This window comes from Xanthomonas sp. 1678 (genome assembly GCF_031455575.1).
Classification (GTDB): domain Bacteria; phylum Pseudomonadota; class Gammaproteobacteria; order Xanthomonadales; family Xanthomonadaceae; genus Xanthomonas_A.
Genome location: NZ_JAVDSZ010000001.1, coordinates 305,565 through 322,169, shown reverse-complemented (window position 1 = coordinate 322,169; position 16,605 = coordinate 305,565). Strand labels below are relative to the sequence as shown.

General features: G+C 67.9%; 14 protein-coding genes and 1 tRNA gene. 5 read left to right on the top strand and 10 right to left on the bottom strand.

Annotated features, from left to right (window positions below):
• Nucleotides 1-18 precede the first annotated feature (18 nt).
• From J2Y70_RS01535 to J2Y70_RS01520, 4 genes are read left to right on the top strand one after another with little or no spacing between them, the layout of a single operon-like run.
• On the top strand, nucleotides 19-1,296 hold the full coding sequence (locus tag J2Y70_RS01535; protein WP_309912541.1) for an aminotransferase class V-fold PLP-dependent enzyme: 1,278 nt from the start codon (nucleotides 19-21) through the stop codon (nucleotides 1,294-1,296).
• Entirely contained in the window at nucleotides 1,293-1,733 is a 441-nt protein-coding gene (locus J2Y70_RS01530) for a RidA family protein (RefSeq protein ID WP_309912539.1), read from the top strand. The genes J2Y70_RS01535 and J2Y70_RS01530 overlap by 4 nt, the downstream gene beginning before the upstream one ends.
• Nucleotides 1,730-3,448, top strand: a complete 1,719-nt coding sequence (locus tag J2Y70_RS01525) for a hypothetical protein (RefSeq protein ID WP_309912537.1) — start codon at nucleotides 1,730-1,732, stop codon at nucleotides 3,446-3,448. The genes J2Y70_RS01530 and J2Y70_RS01525 overlap by 4 nt, the downstream gene beginning before the upstream one ends.
• Nucleotides 3,449-3,481: 33 nt before the next feature.
• A complete protein-coding gene (locus J2Y70_RS01520; protein WP_309912535.1) occupies nucleotides 3,482-5,209 on the top strand; it encodes a peptidase M61 in 1,728 nt (575 codons plus the stop codon).
• Between the two features lie 262 nt (nucleotides 5,210-5,471).
• Here J2Y70_RS01520 and J2Y70_RS01515 read toward each other — a convergent pair whose 3' ends face one another.
• The 7 genes from J2Y70_RS01515 to murJ all read right to left on the bottom strand — a co-directional run bounded on the left by J2Y70_RS01515 (nucleotide 5,472) and on the right by murJ (nucleotide 14,168).
• Nucleotides 5,472-6,641: a hypothetical protein gene (locus J2Y70_RS01515; protein ID WP_309912533.1), complete on the bottom strand. Its 1,170-nt coding sequence runs from the start codon at nucleotides 6,639-6,641 to the stop codon at nucleotides 5,472-5,474.
• 135 nt (nucleotides 6,642-6,776) lie between these two features.
• Nucleotides 6,777-6,852: transfer RNA gene (locus tag J2Y70_RS01510), tRNA-Thr, on the bottom strand.
• 35 nt (nucleotides 6,853-6,887) lie between these two features.
• A complete protein-coding gene (gene ispH, locus J2Y70_RS01505) occupies nucleotides 6,888-7,838 on the bottom strand; it encodes a 4-hydroxy-3-methylbut-2-enyl diphosphate reductase (protein ID WP_309912531.1) in 951 nt (316 codons plus the stop codon).
• Between the two features lie 8 nt (nucleotides 7,839-7,846).
• Complete coding sequence (lspA, locus tag J2Y70_RS01500) at nucleotides 7,847-8,350, bottom strand: signal peptidase II (RefSeq protein ID WP_263397634.1); 504 nt, start codon at nucleotides 8,348-8,350, stop codon at nucleotides 7,847-7,849.
• A 97-nt stretch (nucleotides 8,351-8,447) separates the two neighbouring features.
• On the bottom strand, nucleotides 8,448-11,279 hold the full coding sequence (gene ileS, locus J2Y70_RS01495; RefSeq protein ID WP_309912529.1) for an isoleucine--tRNA ligase: 2,832 nt from the start codon (nucleotides 11,277-11,279) through the stop codon (nucleotides 8,448-8,450).
• Between the two features lie 6 nt (nucleotides 11,280-11,285).
• The gene (locus tag J2Y70_RS01490; RefSeq protein ID WP_309912527.1) at nucleotides 11,286-12,314 is read right to left on the bottom strand and encodes a bifunctional riboflavin kinase/FAD synthetase; all 1,029 of its coding nucleotides are present in this window, start codon (nucleotides 12,312-12,314) and stop codon (nucleotides 11,286-11,288) included.
• Nucleotides 12,315-12,575: 261 nt separating this feature from the next.
• Nucleotides 12,576-14,168, bottom strand: coding sequence for a murein biosynthesis integral membrane protein MurJ (gene murJ / locus J2Y70_RS01485; protein WP_309913228.1), 1,593 nt, complete (start codon nucleotides 14,166-14,168; stop codon nucleotides 12,576-12,578).
• Nucleotides 14,169-14,284: 116 nt separating this feature from the next.
• Here murJ and rpsT point away from each other — a divergent pair, with 116 nt between their 5' ends.
• Nucleotides 14,285-14,557, top strand: coding sequence for a 30S ribosomal protein S20 (gene rpsT / locus J2Y70_RS01480; RefSeq protein ID WP_003469619.1), 273 nt, complete (start codon nucleotides 14,285-14,287; stop codon nucleotides 14,555-14,557).
• A gap of 124 nt (nucleotides 14,558-14,681) precedes the next feature.
• On the opposite strand, the gene cgtA is transcribed toward rpsT, so the two are convergent.
• The 3 genes from cgtA to rplU all read right to left on the bottom strand — a co-directional run bounded on the left by cgtA (nucleotide 14,682) and on the right by rplU (nucleotide 16,584).
• On the bottom strand, nucleotides 14,682-15,752 hold the full coding sequence (gene cgtA / locus J2Y70_RS01475) for an Obg family GTPase CgtA (RefSeq protein ID WP_309912525.1): 1,071 nt from the start codon (nucleotides 15,750-15,752) through the stop codon (nucleotides 14,682-14,684).
• A 223-nt stretch (nucleotides 15,753-15,975) separates the two neighbouring features.
• A complete protein-coding gene (gene rpmA, locus J2Y70_RS01470) occupies nucleotides 15,976-16,251 on the bottom strand; it encodes a 50S ribosomal protein L27 (protein WP_263397630.1) in 276 nt (91 codons plus the stop codon).
• 12 nt (nucleotides 16,252-16,263) lie between these two features.
• Nucleotides 16,264-16,584, bottom strand: a complete 321-nt coding sequence (rplU, locus tag J2Y70_RS01465) for a 50S ribosomal protein L21 (protein ID WP_145701260.1) — start codon at nucleotides 16,582-16,584, stop codon at nucleotides 16,264-16,266.
• Between the last annotated feature and the right edge of the window lie 21 nt (nucleotides 16,585-16,605).

Here is a 16,605-nt window from a genome sequence, read left to right as displayed (position 1 = left end):
GCCTGCCGGAACGCTCCCATGGACACTCGCTCGCCCCGTTTCGATCCCACCCGCCGGCAACTGCTGGCGGCGGCCGGCGCACTGCCGCTGTCCGCCGCGCTGTCTGGCCTCGCCGGCGCCACCAACGCTGCCACGGCCGCCACGTCCACGCCCGCACGCGGCCTGCAAGGCCTCGGCAGTGCCTTCGAGATCGCCGGCTGCTATCTCAACGGCGCCTACATGCATCCGATCGCCCGCGCCGCCGCGCAGGCGCAGCGCGGCTTCCTCGACGCGCGGCTGATGAACGGCAACGCCGACAAGGTCGACATGGGCGGCGACCGCGAGCGCGCGATGGCCGCGCTGGGCCGGCTGCTGCATGCCGACCGCGACGAACTGGCGTGGATTCCCAGCACCATGTTCGGCGAGAACCTGGTGTTGAACGGCCTCGGCATCCCGCACAGCCGCCAGCGCGTGGTCACCGACGCCTACCACTTCAACGGCTCACTGTTCATGTACATGGAACTGGCCAAGCGCGGCCTCGACGTGCAGGTGGTGCGCCCGCACGACAACCGCATCCGCCTGGAGGACCTGGACAAGGCGATCACCCCGGGCACGCGCCTGGTCGCACTGACCCTGGTGTCCAGCGTCAACGGCTTCCAGCACGACCTCAAGGCGGTCTGCGAGCTGGCCCACAGCCGCGGCGCGCTGGTCTACGCCGACCTGATCCAGGCTGCCGGCAACACCCCGATCGACCTGCACGGCAGCGGCGTGGATTTCGCCGCCAGCTCCACCTACAAGTGGCTGATGGGCGACTTCGGCCTGGGCGTGCTGTACGCGCGCCGCGCCAGCCAGGAGGCGCTGCGGCAGACCGTGTGGGGCTACCGCCAGGAAGGCGAGACGGTCTCGCACATCCTGCCGTTCGACCCGCCCGGTGAACCGCCGCTGGAGACGCAGGCGATCGGCGGCCTGGCCGGCAAGATCGAAGTCGGCACGCTCAACAACGCGGCGGCGGCCGCGCTGGCGACGTCGCTGGAACTGATCGAACGCATCGGCGTCGATGCCATCGCGCAATGGCGGCAACCGCTGCTGGCGCGCCTGCACGACGCGATCCCGCGGCTGGGCTTCGAACCGATGACCCCGCCCGACTCCCGCTCCGCGCTGGTGTCCTTCGCCCAGCGCGACGTCGGCAAGCGCCTGGCGCCGAAGCTGAAGGCCGCCGGCGTCGCCGTCACCCTGTACCGCAACTACGTTCGCGTCTCGCCGTCGTTCTACAACGACAGCGACGATGTCGAACGCCTGATCGAGGCCCTGTCATGAAACGACTCCCGCTGCTGCTGTGCGCCCTGCTGCCGTGGACCGCGCAGGCCGCACCCGCGCCGCTGCGCCACTACGGCACCGCACCCGGCGCGCCGTTCTCGGCCGCGGTGCGCGCCGGCGACACGCTCTACGTCTCCGGCCAGATCGGCAGCGCCGCAAAGGGCGGGTTGCCCGAGGAATTCAGCGCCCAGGCCAACAACGCGCTGGACAATGTCGCCAGTGCGCTGGCCCTGGCCGGTGCCGGCATGGACGACATCGCCAAGTGCACGGTGATGCTGACCGACATGGCGCAATGGCCCGCGTTCAACGCCCTGTACATGCGCCGCTTCAAACCAGGCCACCTGCCCGCGCGCAGTGCTTTCGGCGCCAGCGCCCTGGCACTGGGCGCCAAGGTGGAAATCGAATGCATCGCCTACCTGCCCCAGGCCCGACCATGAGCGCACGCACCTCCCGCTGGTTGCACTTCGTCCAGTTCCCCCTCGCCCTGCTCCTGGCACCGGCCTGCGCCGCGCTCGCCGCCGAACCAGCTGCCGCTCCGGTCCCGCTGGACGTGGTGCTCACGCCCAAGGCCCACGCCGGCCGGATCGACACGCTGCAGGTGCACCTGCACCTGCCCGCGCCCAAGGTCGCTGCCGGCGCGCCGTTGCTGCGCATGCCGGTGGAACTGGTGTCCACCCCGACCGCCGCCTACAGCGCCGAACAGATCAACGTGCGCGACGCGCGCGGCGCCTTGCCGCTGCGCGCCGTCGACGAAGCGCCGGACCCGTCCGGCAAGTACCGCAACTACCTCGCCACTCGCGCCAGCGTCGGCGACGTCGACGTGGACTACGCCACGCCGCCGCGCGCGGTGGATGCCGACACCCGCAACGGCCCGCTGTTCGACCTGCGCGCGCAGGACGGCGGCCTGATGGGCGCCGGCGTCTACTTCATGGCGCTGCCGCCGGGGGAAGCGCCGCGCCAGATCCACCTGCGCTGGGACCTCAGCGCGCTGCCGGCCGGCGCGCGCGGCGTGTGGAGCGTCGGCGAAGGCGAGCAGCGCACCACCGCGCCGAGCGACCTGTTGCGCTTCTCCTACTACGCCGTCGGCACGATGCAGCGCGTGCCGGAAAACGACGACGACGTCTTCCACTTCTACTGGATGGACACCCCACCGTTCGACGCGCAGCTGCTGGCCACGCAGACTGGCCAGCTGTACCGCTACATGGCGCGCTTCTTCGGCGACGACGGCTCGGCCTATCGCGCCTTCGCCCGCCGCAACCCGTATCCGGCCGGCGGCGGCACCGGCCTGGCGCACTCCTTCATGTTCGGCTACGGGCCGCAGGGCCAGACCATCGCCGAGGGCCCGCAGGCACTGCTGGCGCACGAGATGGCCCACACCTGGCCCAAGCTCGACGGCGAACAGCACGCGCTCACCGCCTGGTACACCGAAGGCACGGCCGAGTTCTACTCGCTGCTGCTGTCGCTGCGCGCCGGCGTCTATGACAAGAACGCCTTCCTGCAGGCGATCAACCATCGCGCCGACGGCTACTACGACAACCCGTTCCGCGCGCTCGACAACGCCGCCGCCGGCGAACGCTTCTGGAAGGACGCGCGCGCTCAGCGCGTGCCGTACGGCCGCGGCTTCATGTACCTGGTGAGCGTCGATGCGCAGCTGCGCCAGCATGGCCGGCAGGCGCATTCGGTGGACGCCCTGGTGCTGGAAGTGCTCAAGCGCCAGCGCGCCGGCGAAACCATCGGCGTATCCGAATGGCGCGCGATGGTGGTGCGCGAACTGGGCGCCGCCGCCGGCAGCGACTTCGACGCGATGGTCGCCGGCAAGCTGATCGTGCCGCCCGCGCCGGCGTTCGGCTGCTACCGCGTGGTACCCGCGCCGCACCAGCCGTTCGAACTCGGCTTCGATCGCATGCGCATGGGCGTGGTCAAGAACCTGCTGCCCGACTCCGCCGCCGCCCGTGCCGGCGTGCAGGAAAACGACCGCATCGTCGAATACACACCGCTGGAACGAGCCATGGCCGACGAACACACCCGCATGCAGCTGAAACTGGAGCGCGACGGCAAGCCGGTGCAGGTGGAGTACCTGCCGCGCAGCGCGCGCGTGGACGCCTGGCGCTTCGCCGTCGACCCGGCCCTGGCCGCACGCTGCTCGCCCTGACCTCCTACCCTGCCGCGCCCCATGCCGATGAAAATGCCACGCCACCTCCCGCTGTTCCTGGCCCTCGCCGCGTCCCCGGCCCTGGCCGCGACCGATACGCCGTACGCGATCACCATCCACGCGCAGGCGAACGCTGCCGATAGCCGGATCGAGGCGCTGCTGGTGGACGAAACGATCCCGCTGCAGCCCACGCCGGCCGGCAGCGTCCTGCTGGCGATGCCGCACGTGACCAGCAACGTGCCCACCATCGCCGCCAGCGTCGGCGAACTGGCCGCGCGCGACGACCGCGGTCCCGTGCAGCTGCGCTATCGCGACCAGGGCGAAGGCCCGGCCCGGCAGCGCGAATGGTTCGCCGACCGCGCCGTCGCCGGCACCCTGGGTTTTTCCTATCGCGCGACGATGACCGAAGCGCTGGCCGCGCGCGGCGCCGCGCCGCCGATCGAACTGCGCAGCGAGGAAGGCGCCTTCTCCGGCGCCGGCGCCACCTTCCTGCTGCATCCGCCCAGCGGCCGCCACGACATCGCCCTGCAATGGGACCTGTCCGCGCTGGGCGCAGGCGCGCATGCCGTGAGCAGCCTGCAGGACCGCAACGCCCATGACGTGGACATGGAAGCGCTGGACAGCAGCTACTTCATGGCCGGCAAGATCGGCCTGTACCCGCCCGCGCCCGACGCCACCGGCTTCTTCTCCGCCTGGCAGGGCCACACCCCGTTCGACGCGGAAAAGCTGCTGGCCTGGACCCGGCAACTGCGCCAGCACTACCAGGCGTTCTTCGCCGTGCCGGCCACACCGTACGGCGTGTTCCTGCGCCGCAACCGGGTCAACCCCGGCGGCGGCATGGGCATGTACAACTCCTTCGTCGTCACCTACGACGACGACCGCGGCAACGACCCGGAACAGCTGGAACTCACCCTCGCCCACGAGATGTTCCACACCTTCCAGCCGCGCATGAGCGCGCAGTACGACGGCGAAACCCTGGCCGACGCCTGGTTCAACGAAGGCATGGCCGTGTTCTACCAGGCGCGCCTGCCGTTCCGCTACGGCATGATCGACGCCGACGCGTTCCTGAAGGACCTCAACTACACCGCCGCCCGCTACTACACCAACCTCCTCGGCAACGCCCCGAACAGCGACGTGCCGGCGAAGTTCTGGCAGGACACCCGCATCCGCACCCTGCCCTACGACCGCGGCTTCCTGTACTTCGTCACCGTCGACGACGCCATGCGCAAGGCCAGCCACGGCCGCAAATCCCTGGACGACCTGATGCTGGCGATGCTGCAACGCCAGCAACGCAACAAACAGCTCGGCATCGCCGACTGGGAAGCGGTGCTGCGCGACACCCTCGGCGAAGACGCGATCCAGCAACTGCACGCCATGCTCGACGGCGCCACGCCCCTGCCCGCCAGCGACGCCTTCGGCCCCTGCTTCGAACGCACCTCGCAACCCATGCGCCGCTACGAACTCGGCTTCGCCCCCGCCGTCCTGACCGAATCCCCACGCATCGTCCGTGACGTGATCCCCGGCTCGGCCGCCGCCAAGGCCGGCGTGCAAAAAGGCGACGAAATCACCCGCCCGGTCGGCCAGGATCAGCTGCAGGGAGAGCAGGACGGCGTGCTCACGCTGCAGCTGCTGCGCGACGGCAAGCCGCTGACGGTCTCGTACAAGCCGCGCGGCGAGACCGTGGCGACGTGGCAGTGGAAGCGCAAGCAAGGGGGCGCGAAGACGGCCTGTTCGCTGCCCGCCACCGCGCACGCGCAATGACCGACTGGCTCCGCCCGGGCCAGGCGCCTGACGCAGTTGTAGCCGTCTGCGCAGGCGGAATTGACTTCACGCGAGCGCGGATTGCGGGTTTTCTACCTCGGCCTCGAACCGGCTGCGCAAGCAGCGTCGGGGGCCTCCTGCGCATCGTGAGGGACGGCAAGCCGCTGACCATCGCCTACAAACCGCGCGGGGAGACCATAGCGATATCGCAGTGGAAGCACAGGCAGAGCGTTCATAGCTTTACCGCACCAAACGTTTCCCACTAAGGATAAGCGGCGCAAAGTGCTTCTCTATGTTCTTCGCTCATTCGATCTTCAATGTCATCTAGCCATGTGTGGAATTCTTCAAGATTCGACAAGCTAAAGACTTTGACCCCGAACCTCGCCTCTAAATCAATCCTCGGATCACCCATCATTTCCGCCATCGGCCTATCCATCGCTATCGCGTCGCAGTACGGCGCATAGTGAGCTATATGATCTAGGTCATAAAAGAATCCGCCAACCGCCTCAATGGCCCGTTCTCTGTTTGCGTAAGCACCGTTTCTGACCTTGTGCTTGAGAAGCGCACAAGCGCGCGAATGAATGTATTGATACGGCAACGAAGCAAAATTTGGCGCAGCGAAGAACTCCGCACACCTCCTAAGCTGCTCTATAACATCCATATCCGTTGGAAGATAGTGACGCATTCGATCTATGATCATAGAGAAAATCGGGGCAGTGAACATCGCTTCGATATCGCCACCACCAACTCTAACCAGGTAATCCGCATAGGAGTCCCGGTAAATTTTGGCCACAGCCGCCAGTTCTGCTTCTACGTCTTGTTCATATGTGGATCGTGATTGGCGCCAGTCGTCAAAACAGGTCACTAAAGCTTGGGTTGACTGCTCCTTTCTCTCTCGGAGTTCGTTTCCATCACCAAGTGGACGACGAATGTCCACGAACATATAGTTATCCCAGTTGTGGACTTCCGCGGTCAACGCCTCCTTTTGTTCGGGAGCATAGTCCGGCCTAGCCCCTTCAAGCCATGCCTTAAAACCCCTCATTATTTGAGTTTGTTCGACGTCATAGCCCTGCTTGAACTGGTGGCCTCTACTCGTGTGCTTTATGAACGCGACTAGCTCCGCACCTCGCGCCCACTGAACAGCTTCGGCTTCGTGCGCGAACGATCTTGGTGAAGTAAGAATCTGGGAGGCGGAAAGCCTTTGGATCTTCGCGGCCAACTCGACAAAGCGCGGGTCACCGCCGCGAAAGGCTCCGCTGAAAAAGGGCTGGTCCAGATACACGACCCGCTTCCGCGTCAGCGGGAGCGGAATGCGGACTGAGTAGTCACACCGGCCACATCCGCGAAGAATGAAGTTCGGGAGGACCATGACGTTCCCGAAGCGTTCGTATCCGCACTCAGGACAATTGCCGAGCACATGGGTAACTATCATTCTGCATCCTCCGATGCACCCACATCGACTCACAAGTTAACGCACCCTGGTAGCTACGGCGATAGTTGCGGGGAACGCCAAGTGCATAAGCAAAAAAAGGCCGCCCTTTCGGGGCGGCCTTTTTGCTGCTGCATCTGGTGCCGGAAATAGGAATCGAACCTACGACCTACGCATTACGAATGCGCCGCTCTACCAACTGAGCTATTCCGGCTGAACCGCAAATTCTAGGGGGCCGCGGGCGTCCGGTCAATTGACCAGGCGCAGGCGCAGTTCCTTGGGCAGGGCGAACACCATCGACTCCGGTTCGCCGGCCAGTTCGCCGACGCCATCGGCGCCCAGCTCGCGCAGCCGCGCGATCACGCCGTCCACCAGCACCTGTGGGGCGGAGGCGCCGGCGGTCAGGCCGATGCGGCGCTTGCCGATGACCCAGGCCGGGTCGATCTCCTCGGCGCCGTCGATCAGGTAGGACTCCACCCCGTCGCGCCGCGCCAGCTCGCTGAGCCGGTTGGAATTGGAGCTGTTCGGCGAGCCGACCACCAGCACCAGGTCGCACTGCTTGGCCAGGTCGCGCACCGCGTCCTGGCGGTTCTGGGTGGCGTAGCAGATGTCGTCGTTCTTCGGCCCCTGCATCGCCGGGTAGCGCGTGCGCAGCGCGTCGATGATGCCGCGGGTGTCGTCCACCGACAGCGTGGTCTGGGTGGTGTAGGCCAGGTTTTCCGGCTGCTGGATGTCCAGCGTGGCGACCTGCTCGATGTCCTCGACCAGATAGATGCGCCCGGCGCCGCGTTCGCGGTTCCACTGGCCCATCGTGCCCTCCACTTCCGGGTGGCCGGCGTGGCCGATCAGCACCACGTCGCGGCCGGCGCGGCAGTGCCGGGCCACTTCGAAATGGACCTTGGTGACCAGCGGGCAGGTCGCGTCGAACACCTTCAGCCCGCGCCGCTCGGCCTCCTGGCGCACCGCCTGGGACACGCCGTGGGCGCTGAAGATGACCGTGTTGCCGTCGGGCACCTCGTCCAGCTCCTCGACGAAGATCGCGCCGCGCTGCTTCAGGTCGTCGACCACGAAGCGGTTGTGCACCACCTCGTGGCGCACGTAGATCGGCGCGCCGAGGGTCTCGATGGCGCGCTTGACGATCTCGATCGCGCGGTCGACACCGGCGCAGAAACCACGGGGATTGGCGAGCAGGACGTCCATGGTTCCAATTATCCCGCTTTTCGCTTCGACTTGCCGTCGAACACGCCGAACAGGGCGATGCCCACGGCGCCGGCGACGATCGCCGAGTCGGCGATGTTGAACGAGGGCCAGTAGTGCTCGCCCACGTACCACTGGATGAAATCGACCACGTGGCCGTGCATCAGCCGGTCGATCACGTTGCCGATCGCGCCGCCGATGACCAGGGCGTACGGCATCGCGCTGCGCCAGTCGCGGCGCGGCGTGCGCGCCAGCCACCAGGCCAGCAGGCCGCTGATGCCCACCGCCAGCGCGGTGAAGAACCACAGCTGCCAGCCGCCGGCCTGGCTCAGGAAACTGAACGCGGCGCCGGTGTTGTAGGTGCGGTACCAGTTCCAGAAGCCGGGGATCACCGGCACCGCGGTGAACTCGGGCAGGCTGGACAGCACCCAGGCCTTGCTCCACTGGTCCAGGCCGATCACCAGCGCGGACAGCAGCAGCCAGATCAGGGCGGAGGGTTTGGGTCGTACGGTCATGCGCGGGGTCCGCCTTGGGCGAAGAAAGGTTGGGTAGGACAGCGACGTGCGCGGCGCGGCGGCGACGCCGGACGCGCCGCCGCCGCGCAGGGGCGGATCAGAACCAGCTGCGCTCCTCGCCCGGCCCGGCGATGTTGCTGACGCAGCGGCCGCACAGTTCCGGGTGTGCCGGGTCCACGCCGATGTCGGCGCGGTGGTGCCAGCAGCGCACGCACTTCTGCTTGGTGGTGGCCTGCGCGCTGACGAAGATCTCGTCGGTGCTGGCCTCGCGCACCACCACGTCGCCGCTGATGAACAGGAAGCGCAGTTCCTCCTGCAGCGGCTGCAGCCTGGCGGCGGTCGCGGCATCGGCGGCGACGGTGATCTCCGCCTCCAGCGCGGCGCCGATCACGCCGTTACCGCGCATCGGCTCCAGCACCTTGGCCACCTGCTCGCGCAGCGCCAGCAACTGGTCGAAATCGGCCGCGCTCAGCGCCGCGTCCTCCGGCAGCGGCGCCAGGCCTTCGTACCAGGTCGCAAACAGCACGTTGCCGACGTGCGCGCCGGGCAGGTAGCCCCACAGTTCGTCGGCGGTGAAGCTCAGGATCGGCGCGATCCAGCGCACGAACGCCTCGGCGACATGGAACATCGCGCTCTGCGCCGAACGCCGGCCGCGCGAGTCCTCGGCCATCGTGTACAGCCGGTCCTTGGTCACATCCAGGTACAGCGACCCCAGGTCCACGCTGCAGAAGTTCAGCAGCGCCTGCACGATCGCGGCGAAGTCGTAGCGCTCGTAGGCTGCCTTGATCTGCTCCTGCAGCTCGTAGGCGCGATGCACGATCCAGCGGTCCAGCGCCACCATCTCCGCCAGCGGCAGCAGGTGCGTGCCCGGCGCGAAGCCGTGCAGGTTGCCGAGCAGGAAGCGCGCGGTGTTGCGCAGCCGCCGGTAGGCGTCGGCGTTGCGCTTGAGGATCTCCTGCGACAGCGACATCTCGTTGCTGTAGTCGGCCGCGGCGATCCACAGGCGCAGGATGTCCGCGCCCAGCGTCTTCATGATGTCCTGCGGCTCGATGCCGTTGCCCAGCGACTTGGACATCTTGCGGCCGTGCTCGTCCACGGTGAAGCCGTGGGTCAGGCACTGCCGGTACGGCGCCGCGTGGTCCAGCGCCACGCCGGTCAGCAGCGAGGACTGGAACCAGCCGCGGTGCTGGTCCGAGCCTTCCAGGTACAGGTCGGCCGGCTTGGGAATGCCGCGCTCGGCCAGCACCGCCTCGTGGGTGATGCCCGAGTCGAACCAGACGTCGAGGATGTCGGTGATCTTGTCGTAGTCGGCGGCCTCTTCGCCGAGCAGTTCGGCGGCGTCGAGCGTGTACCACACGTCCACCCCGCCCTCCTCGACCAGGTCGGCGACCTGGCGCATCAGCTCGGTGCTGCGCGGATGCGGCTCGCCGGTCTCGCGGTGCACGAACAGCGCGATCGGCACGCCCCAGGTGCGCTGCCGGGAGATGGTCCAGTCCGGACGCCCGGCGACCATGCCGGCGATGCGCGCCTGGCCCCAGGACGGATACCAGTGCACGCCCTCGATCGCCTTCAGCGCGTCGGCGCGCAGGTTGGCCTGCTCCATCGAGATGAACCACTGCGGGGTGGCGCGGAACGCGATCGGGGTCTTGTGCCGCCAGCAGTGCGGGTAGCTGTGGGTCATCGTCGCGTGCGCCAGCAGCGCGCCGCGCGCGGCCAGCACCTCGGCGATGGTGTCGTTGGCCTTCCAGATGTGCAGCCCGGCCAGCACCACGCCATCGGCCGGCGGGGTCGACGGCAGGTACACGCCGCGGCCGTCGATCGGGTTGATCTGCGCGGCGGTGTAGCGATCGATCAGGCCGTACTGCTTGGCCGCCACGTAGTCTTCCTGGCCGTGCCCGGGCGCGGTGTGCACCGCGCCGGTGCCGTCCTCGTCGGAGACGTGGCTGCCCAGGATCAGCGGGATGTCGCGCTCGTCGTAGAACGGATGCGCCAGCAGCTGGTTCTCCAGCGCCGCACCGGCGACGCGGCCGTGCACCACCACCTCGGTCACGCCGTAGCGCTGCAGCGCGCGCTCGGCCAGCGCATCGGCCAGCACCAGCCAGCGTCGGCGGCCATCGTGCGCCGGGCCTTCGACCAGGGCGTAGCTCAGGTCCGGCCCCAGCGACACCGCCAGCGACGCCGGCAGCGTCCACGGCGTGGTGGTCCAGATCGGCACCGCGACCTCGACATCCTCCGGCAGCTCCACCCCGAACGCCGCAGCCAGCGCCGCGCCATCGCGCGCGGTGTAGGCCACGTCCACGGTCGGCGACTGCTTGTCGGCGTACTCGATCTCGGCCTCGGCCAGCGCCGAGCCGCAATCGAAGCACCAGTGCACCGGCTTCACGCCGCGGGTCAGGTGGCCGTTGTCGACGATCCGCGCCAGCGCGCGGATCTCGTTGGCCTCGAAATGGAAGTCGAGCGTGCGATACGGGTTGTCCCAGTCGCCGATCACGCCCAGGCGCTTGAAATCGCGGCGCTGGATGTCGATCTGCTCGTTGGCGTACTCGCGGCACTTCTGCCGGAACTGCGCCGCATCCAGCTTGACCCCGACCTTGCCGAACTTCTTCTCGATCGCGATCTCGATCGGCAGGCCATGGCAGTCCCAACCCGGGATGTACGGCGCATCGAAGCCGGCCAGGTATTTGGACTTGACGATGATGTCCTTGAGGATCTTGTTGACCGCATGGCCGAGGTGGATCGCACCGTTGGCGTACGGCGGGCCGTCGTGCAGCACGAACAGCGGCCGGCCCTGGGCGTTGTCGCGCAGCTGCGCGTACAGCCCCTCGCTCTCCCAGCGGGCCAGCGTGTCCGGCTCGCGCTTGGGCAGATCGCCGCGCATCGGGAAGTCCGTCGCCGGCAGGTGGAGGGTGGCTTTGTAGTCCTGGGTCACGGGGATTTACCGGTCGGTGGTCTTCATGGGGGAGTCCGCGCGGGAATGCGCGGGCTGGTGCGCGCGACTGGCGCCATCGGCGTCCGCGCGCGGCGGTGCGGAGTCCTGCGCGGACGCGAGCAGGCGGCGGGCCAGTGCGGCGTCGCGGTGCATCTGTTCGGTCAGCGCCGCCAGATCGGAAAACTTTTCTTCGTCGCGCAACTTGGCGACGAATTCCACTTCGATGTGGCGCCCGTACAGGTCGCCCTGGAAATCGAACAGGTGCGCTTCCAGCAGCGGCTCCACGCCCTGCACCGTCGGCCGCGTGCCGAAGCTGGACACCGACGGCCACGGCTGCTCGGTCACGCCGTGCACCCAGGTGGCATAGATGCCCGACAGCGCCGGGGTGCGGTTGAAGCGCAGGTTCGCGGTGGGATAGCCGAGAGTGCGCCCGAGCTGCTTGCCGCGCACCACGCGGCCGTCGATCGCGTACGGACGGCCGAGCAGTTCTGCGGCGTGGACGAATTCGCCGGCCACCAGCAGTTCGCGGATACGGGTGCTGGAAATGCGTTCTTCGCGCAGGTGCACCGGCTCGATCTCGCCGGCGGCGAAGCCGAGCTGCGCGCCCATCTCGCGCAGCAGCGCGATGTCGCCGCCGCGCTTGTGGCCGAAGCGGAACGCCGGCCCGATCCACACCTCGCGCGCCTGCAGCCGCTCGACCAGGGTGCGCTGCACGAACTCCTGCGCGCTCATCGACGACAGGCGCAGGTCGAAACGCAGCAGGCCCACGCTGTCCACGCCGAGCGCGTGCAGGCCTTCGATCTTGGCCCGCGCCAGGGTCAGCCGCGGCGGCGGCGCGGCCGGCGCGAAGAACTCGCGCGGCAGCGGCTCGAAGCTCAACGCCACCGCCGGCACGCCCAGCGCGCGGGCACGCGCCAGCGCATGGCGCACCAGCGCACGGTGGCCCAGATGCAGGCCATCGAAGGCGCCGATGCAGACCACGCTTCCCTGCGGGAACAAAGTCCCGCCCTCGACGTCTCTAAACAGCCTGCTCATTCCTCGGTCCGAAGCGCCGGCGCTGGAGTGCGCCGGCCGATGATGCGTAACCGTCGAGTATAGCTTGGGTGGCTCGGGACTCGGGACTCGGGACTCGGGACTGGGGACTCGGGACTCGTAAAAGCAGAGGCTAATCACGCCAATTCAGCCCAGCAACCTTTGGATCCGGCTCACTCACCCATGAGACCCGTCCCGAGCCCCGAGCCCCGAGCCCCGAGCCCCGAGCCCCGAGCCCCGAGTCCCGAGTCCCGAGTCCCGGCCTCAATGCTCCCGCAAATCCCGCGGCCGGAACCCCAGCGCCAGCAGCGCCAGCAGATACACCGCGCCGCCGCCGCCGACCAGCGCCAGCAGGCTGCCGATGCGGTGCCACTTGTCCATCGTGGTGAAGCCCGGCAGCCAGTGCAGGCCCAGCGCCAGCACCGCGGCCATCGCCGCGCAGGCCAGGCCCAGCCGCAGCAGATACCCGGCCCAGCCCGGCCGCGGCCGGTACACCTCGGCGCGGCGCAGCCAGCGCCACAGCAGCGACAGGTTGATGTAGCTGGCCACCGCGCTGGCCAGGCCAAGCGCCAGGTGCAGGCCCGGCACCGCCTCCAATGCCGCGCGCACGCCCTGCGCGCGCAGCTCGGCCGGCACCCACAGCTGGTACAGGATCGCCAGGAACAGCAGGTTCAGCACCATGTTGGCGACCAGCGCGACCACGCCGGCACGCACCGGGGTGCGCGTGTCCTGGCGCGAGTAGAACGCCGGCAGCAGCACCTTCAGCAGCGCGAACGCGGGCAGCCCGAAACTCAGCCCGAACACCGACATCGCCGCCATGCGCGTGTCGAACGCGGTGAACTTGCCGTACTGGAACAGCGTGGCCACCAGCGGCTGGCTCAGCAGCATCAGCCCCAGCATCGCCGGCACCGCGATCAGCAGCGTGGTGCGCAGGCCCCAGTCCAGCGCATTGGAGAAGCCAGCATGGTCGGTCTTGACGTGGTGCCGCGACAGCGCCGGCAGGATCACCGTGCCCAGCGCCACGCCGAACACGCCCAGCGGCAGCTCCAGGAAGCGGTCGGCCTGCGACAGCCAGCTCTGCGAGCCGGCGAACAGGAACGAGGCGATCACCGTGTCCAGCAGCAGGTTGATCTGCGCGATCGACGAACCGAACAGGGTCGGCACCATCAGCGTCAGCACCCGGCGCACGTCCGGGTGGCGCCAGCCCCAGCGCGGCAGGGTCAGCAGGTCGATGCCGCGCAGCGCCGGCAGCTGGAACAGCAGCTGCAGCAGGCCGGCGACCAGCACCGCCCAGCCCATCGCCAGGATCGGCACCTCCAGCTTCGGCGCCAGCCACAGCGCACCGGCGATCATGCACAGGTTGAGGATCACCGGGGTCAGCGCCGGCAGGCCGAAGCGGTTGAAACTGTTCAGCGCACCGCCGGCCAGCGCGGTCAGCGACACGAACAGCAGAAACGGGAAGGTCAGCCGCAGCAGATCGACGATCAGCCCGAACTTGGCCGGGTCGTCGCTGGCGCCGGGATTGAACAGCAGCGCCACCTGCGGGGTGAAGATCAGCCCCAGCGCGGTGACCAGCAGCAGGATCCCGCCCAGGGTGCCGGACACCCGCGACATCAGCGCACGCAGGTCCGCATGCGGCCGGGTTTCCTTGACCTCGGTGAACACCGGCACGAACGCGGTGGCGAACGAGCCTTCGGCGAACAGCCGGCGCAGGAAGTTGGGAATGCGGAACGCGACCCAGAAAGCGTCGGTGGTCGCGTTGGCGCCGAACGAAATGGTGATAGCCTGATCGCGTACCAGCCCCAGCACGCGCGAGACCATGGTCATGCTGCTGAACGAGAGTAGCCCGCGGAGCATGCGCGGCGTGCTCATGCAGCGACCCTCTTGACAATTGGCTTGACGCAGTTGTTTAGAACCTTCATACTCTCCCGCTTGTTTTTATCCACCACACAGCTTTCCAGGAAACCACCACCGTGGCCAATATCAAGTCCGCCAAGAAGCGCGCCAAGCAGACCGTCGTGCGCAACGCGCGCAACACGGCTCAGCGTTCGATGCTGCGCACCGCCGTCAAGAAGGTCATCAAGGCCCTGGACGCCAACGACGCCGCCGGCGCCGAAGCCGCTTTCGCCGTTGCCCAGCCGATCCTCGACCGTTTCAGCTCGCGCGGTCTGATCCACAAGAACAAGGCTGCGCGCCACAAGAGCCGCCTGACCGCCCGCATCAAGGCGATCAAGACCGCCGCCTGACCGGCTGCGGTTGTTGCCGGAGGCGCCAACGCTTCCGGCACTACGAAAAAGCCCGGCCTCGGCCGGGTTTTTCGTGTGCGTGCGATACGCTGCGGACCGCAGCGCGCCGGACCGGCCGCTGCGCTCAGAGCGCATCGGCATCGGGCGCATTGGCGGCCGCTTCCAGCGCATCCTCGCGCTGGCGATCGAAGAACGCCATCACGTCCTTCATGATCGGCCAGGTACCGTCGCGACCAAGCGCCGACACCAGGTACCACGGCTGGGTCCAGCCGAGTTCGGCGACCACCTGCTCGGCCAGCGTGCGCGCCTCGTCCTCGAACATCAGGTCGGCCTTGTTCAGCACCAGCCAGCGCGGCTTGGCCAACAGCTCGGGATCGTGCTTCTCCAGCTCGCGCTCGATCGCGCGCACCTGCTCGATCGGCGCCACGCCATCCACGCCGCCTTCCATCGGCGCCAGATCCACCAGGTGCAGCAGCAGACGCGTGCGCTGCAGGTGGCGCAGGAACTGCGCGCCCAGGCCGGCGCCGTCGGCCGCGCCCTCGATCAGGCCCGGGATGTCGGCGATCACGAAGCTGCGGTAGGCCTCGACGCTGACCACGCCCAGGTTCGGATACAGCGTGGTGAACGGATAGTCGGCGACCTTCGGCGTGGCTGCGGACACTGCACGGATGAAGGTGCTCTTGCCGGCGTTGGGGAAACCCAGCAGGCCGACGTCGGCGAGCAGCTTCAGCTCCAGCTTCAGCGTGCGCTCCTCGCCCTCTTCGCCCGGGGTTGCCTTGCGCGGCGCGCGCGTCACCGAGCTCTTGAAATGCATGTTGCCCAGGCCGCCCTTGCCGCCCTGCGCGACCAGCAGCCTGTCGCCATGCGCGACCAGGTCGCCGATGGTCTCGTCGGTGTCGACGTTGATGACCACGGTGCCGACCGGCACGGTGATGACCAGGTCTTCGCCAGCCTTGCCGTACATCTGCCGGCCCATGCCGTTCTCGCCGCGCTGCGCGCGGAACGAACGCTGGTGGCGGAAGTCGACCAGGGTGTTGAGGTTCTCGTCGGCGACCAGCCACACGCTGCCGCCGTTGCCGCCATCGCCGCCGTCCGGCCCACCGAGCGGGATGAACTTCTCGCGGCGGAAGCCGATGCAGCCGTTGCCGCCATTGCCGGCACCGACCTGGATTTCTGCTTCGTCTACCAACTTCATGATTTGAGATTCGCGATTCGGGATTCGGGATTGGAAAAACACCGGCCACCGCAGTTTAGCGGCCCCGATAGACCGAGGTGACGGCAAGGACTTGAAGCGATCCGCCGTTGCGAATCCCCAATCCCCAATCCCGCCATCCCGGCCCTCCAACGAAAAACCCCGCCGAAGCGGGGCTCTCGTCAGCAAGCCCGCGCCATCGGCGCAGGCCCTGGAGGCGAAACGCTTACGCCTCGACGGCGGCCGCTTCGGCAACCACGCTCACGGTGCGACGCTTCTTGGCGCCCTTCACCGAGAACTCGACCTTGCCGTCGACCAGCGCGAACAAGGTGTGGTCGCGGCCCAGGCCGACGCCCGAACCCGGGTGGAACTGGGTGCCGCGCTGACGCACGATGATGTTGCCGGCCTCGATCGCCTGGCCGCCGAACATCTTCACGCCCAGGTATTTCGGGTTGGAGTCGCGGCCGTTGCGCGAGGAACCTACGCCTTTTTTGTGTGCCATGACTGCTGCTCCTTACTTCTTGTCGCCACCGGCAATGCCGGTGATCTCGATTTCGGTGTAATGCTGACGATGTCCCTGACGCTTCATGTGGTGCTTGCGGCGACGGAACTTGATGATGCGCACCTTGTCGGCGCGGCCATGGGCCACGACCTTCGCGGTGACGGTGGCGCCCTTCAGCGCGTCACCGAGCTTGATACCGTCGCTGTCGCCCAGCATCAGGATGTTGTCGAACTTGATCTCGTTGCCGGCTTCGACTTCGAGCTTTTCCACGCGGAGCGTTTCGCCCTGCGCGACGCGGTATTGCTTACCGCCGGTTACCAGTACTGCGTACATGACCAGACTTCCTCTGTAGTT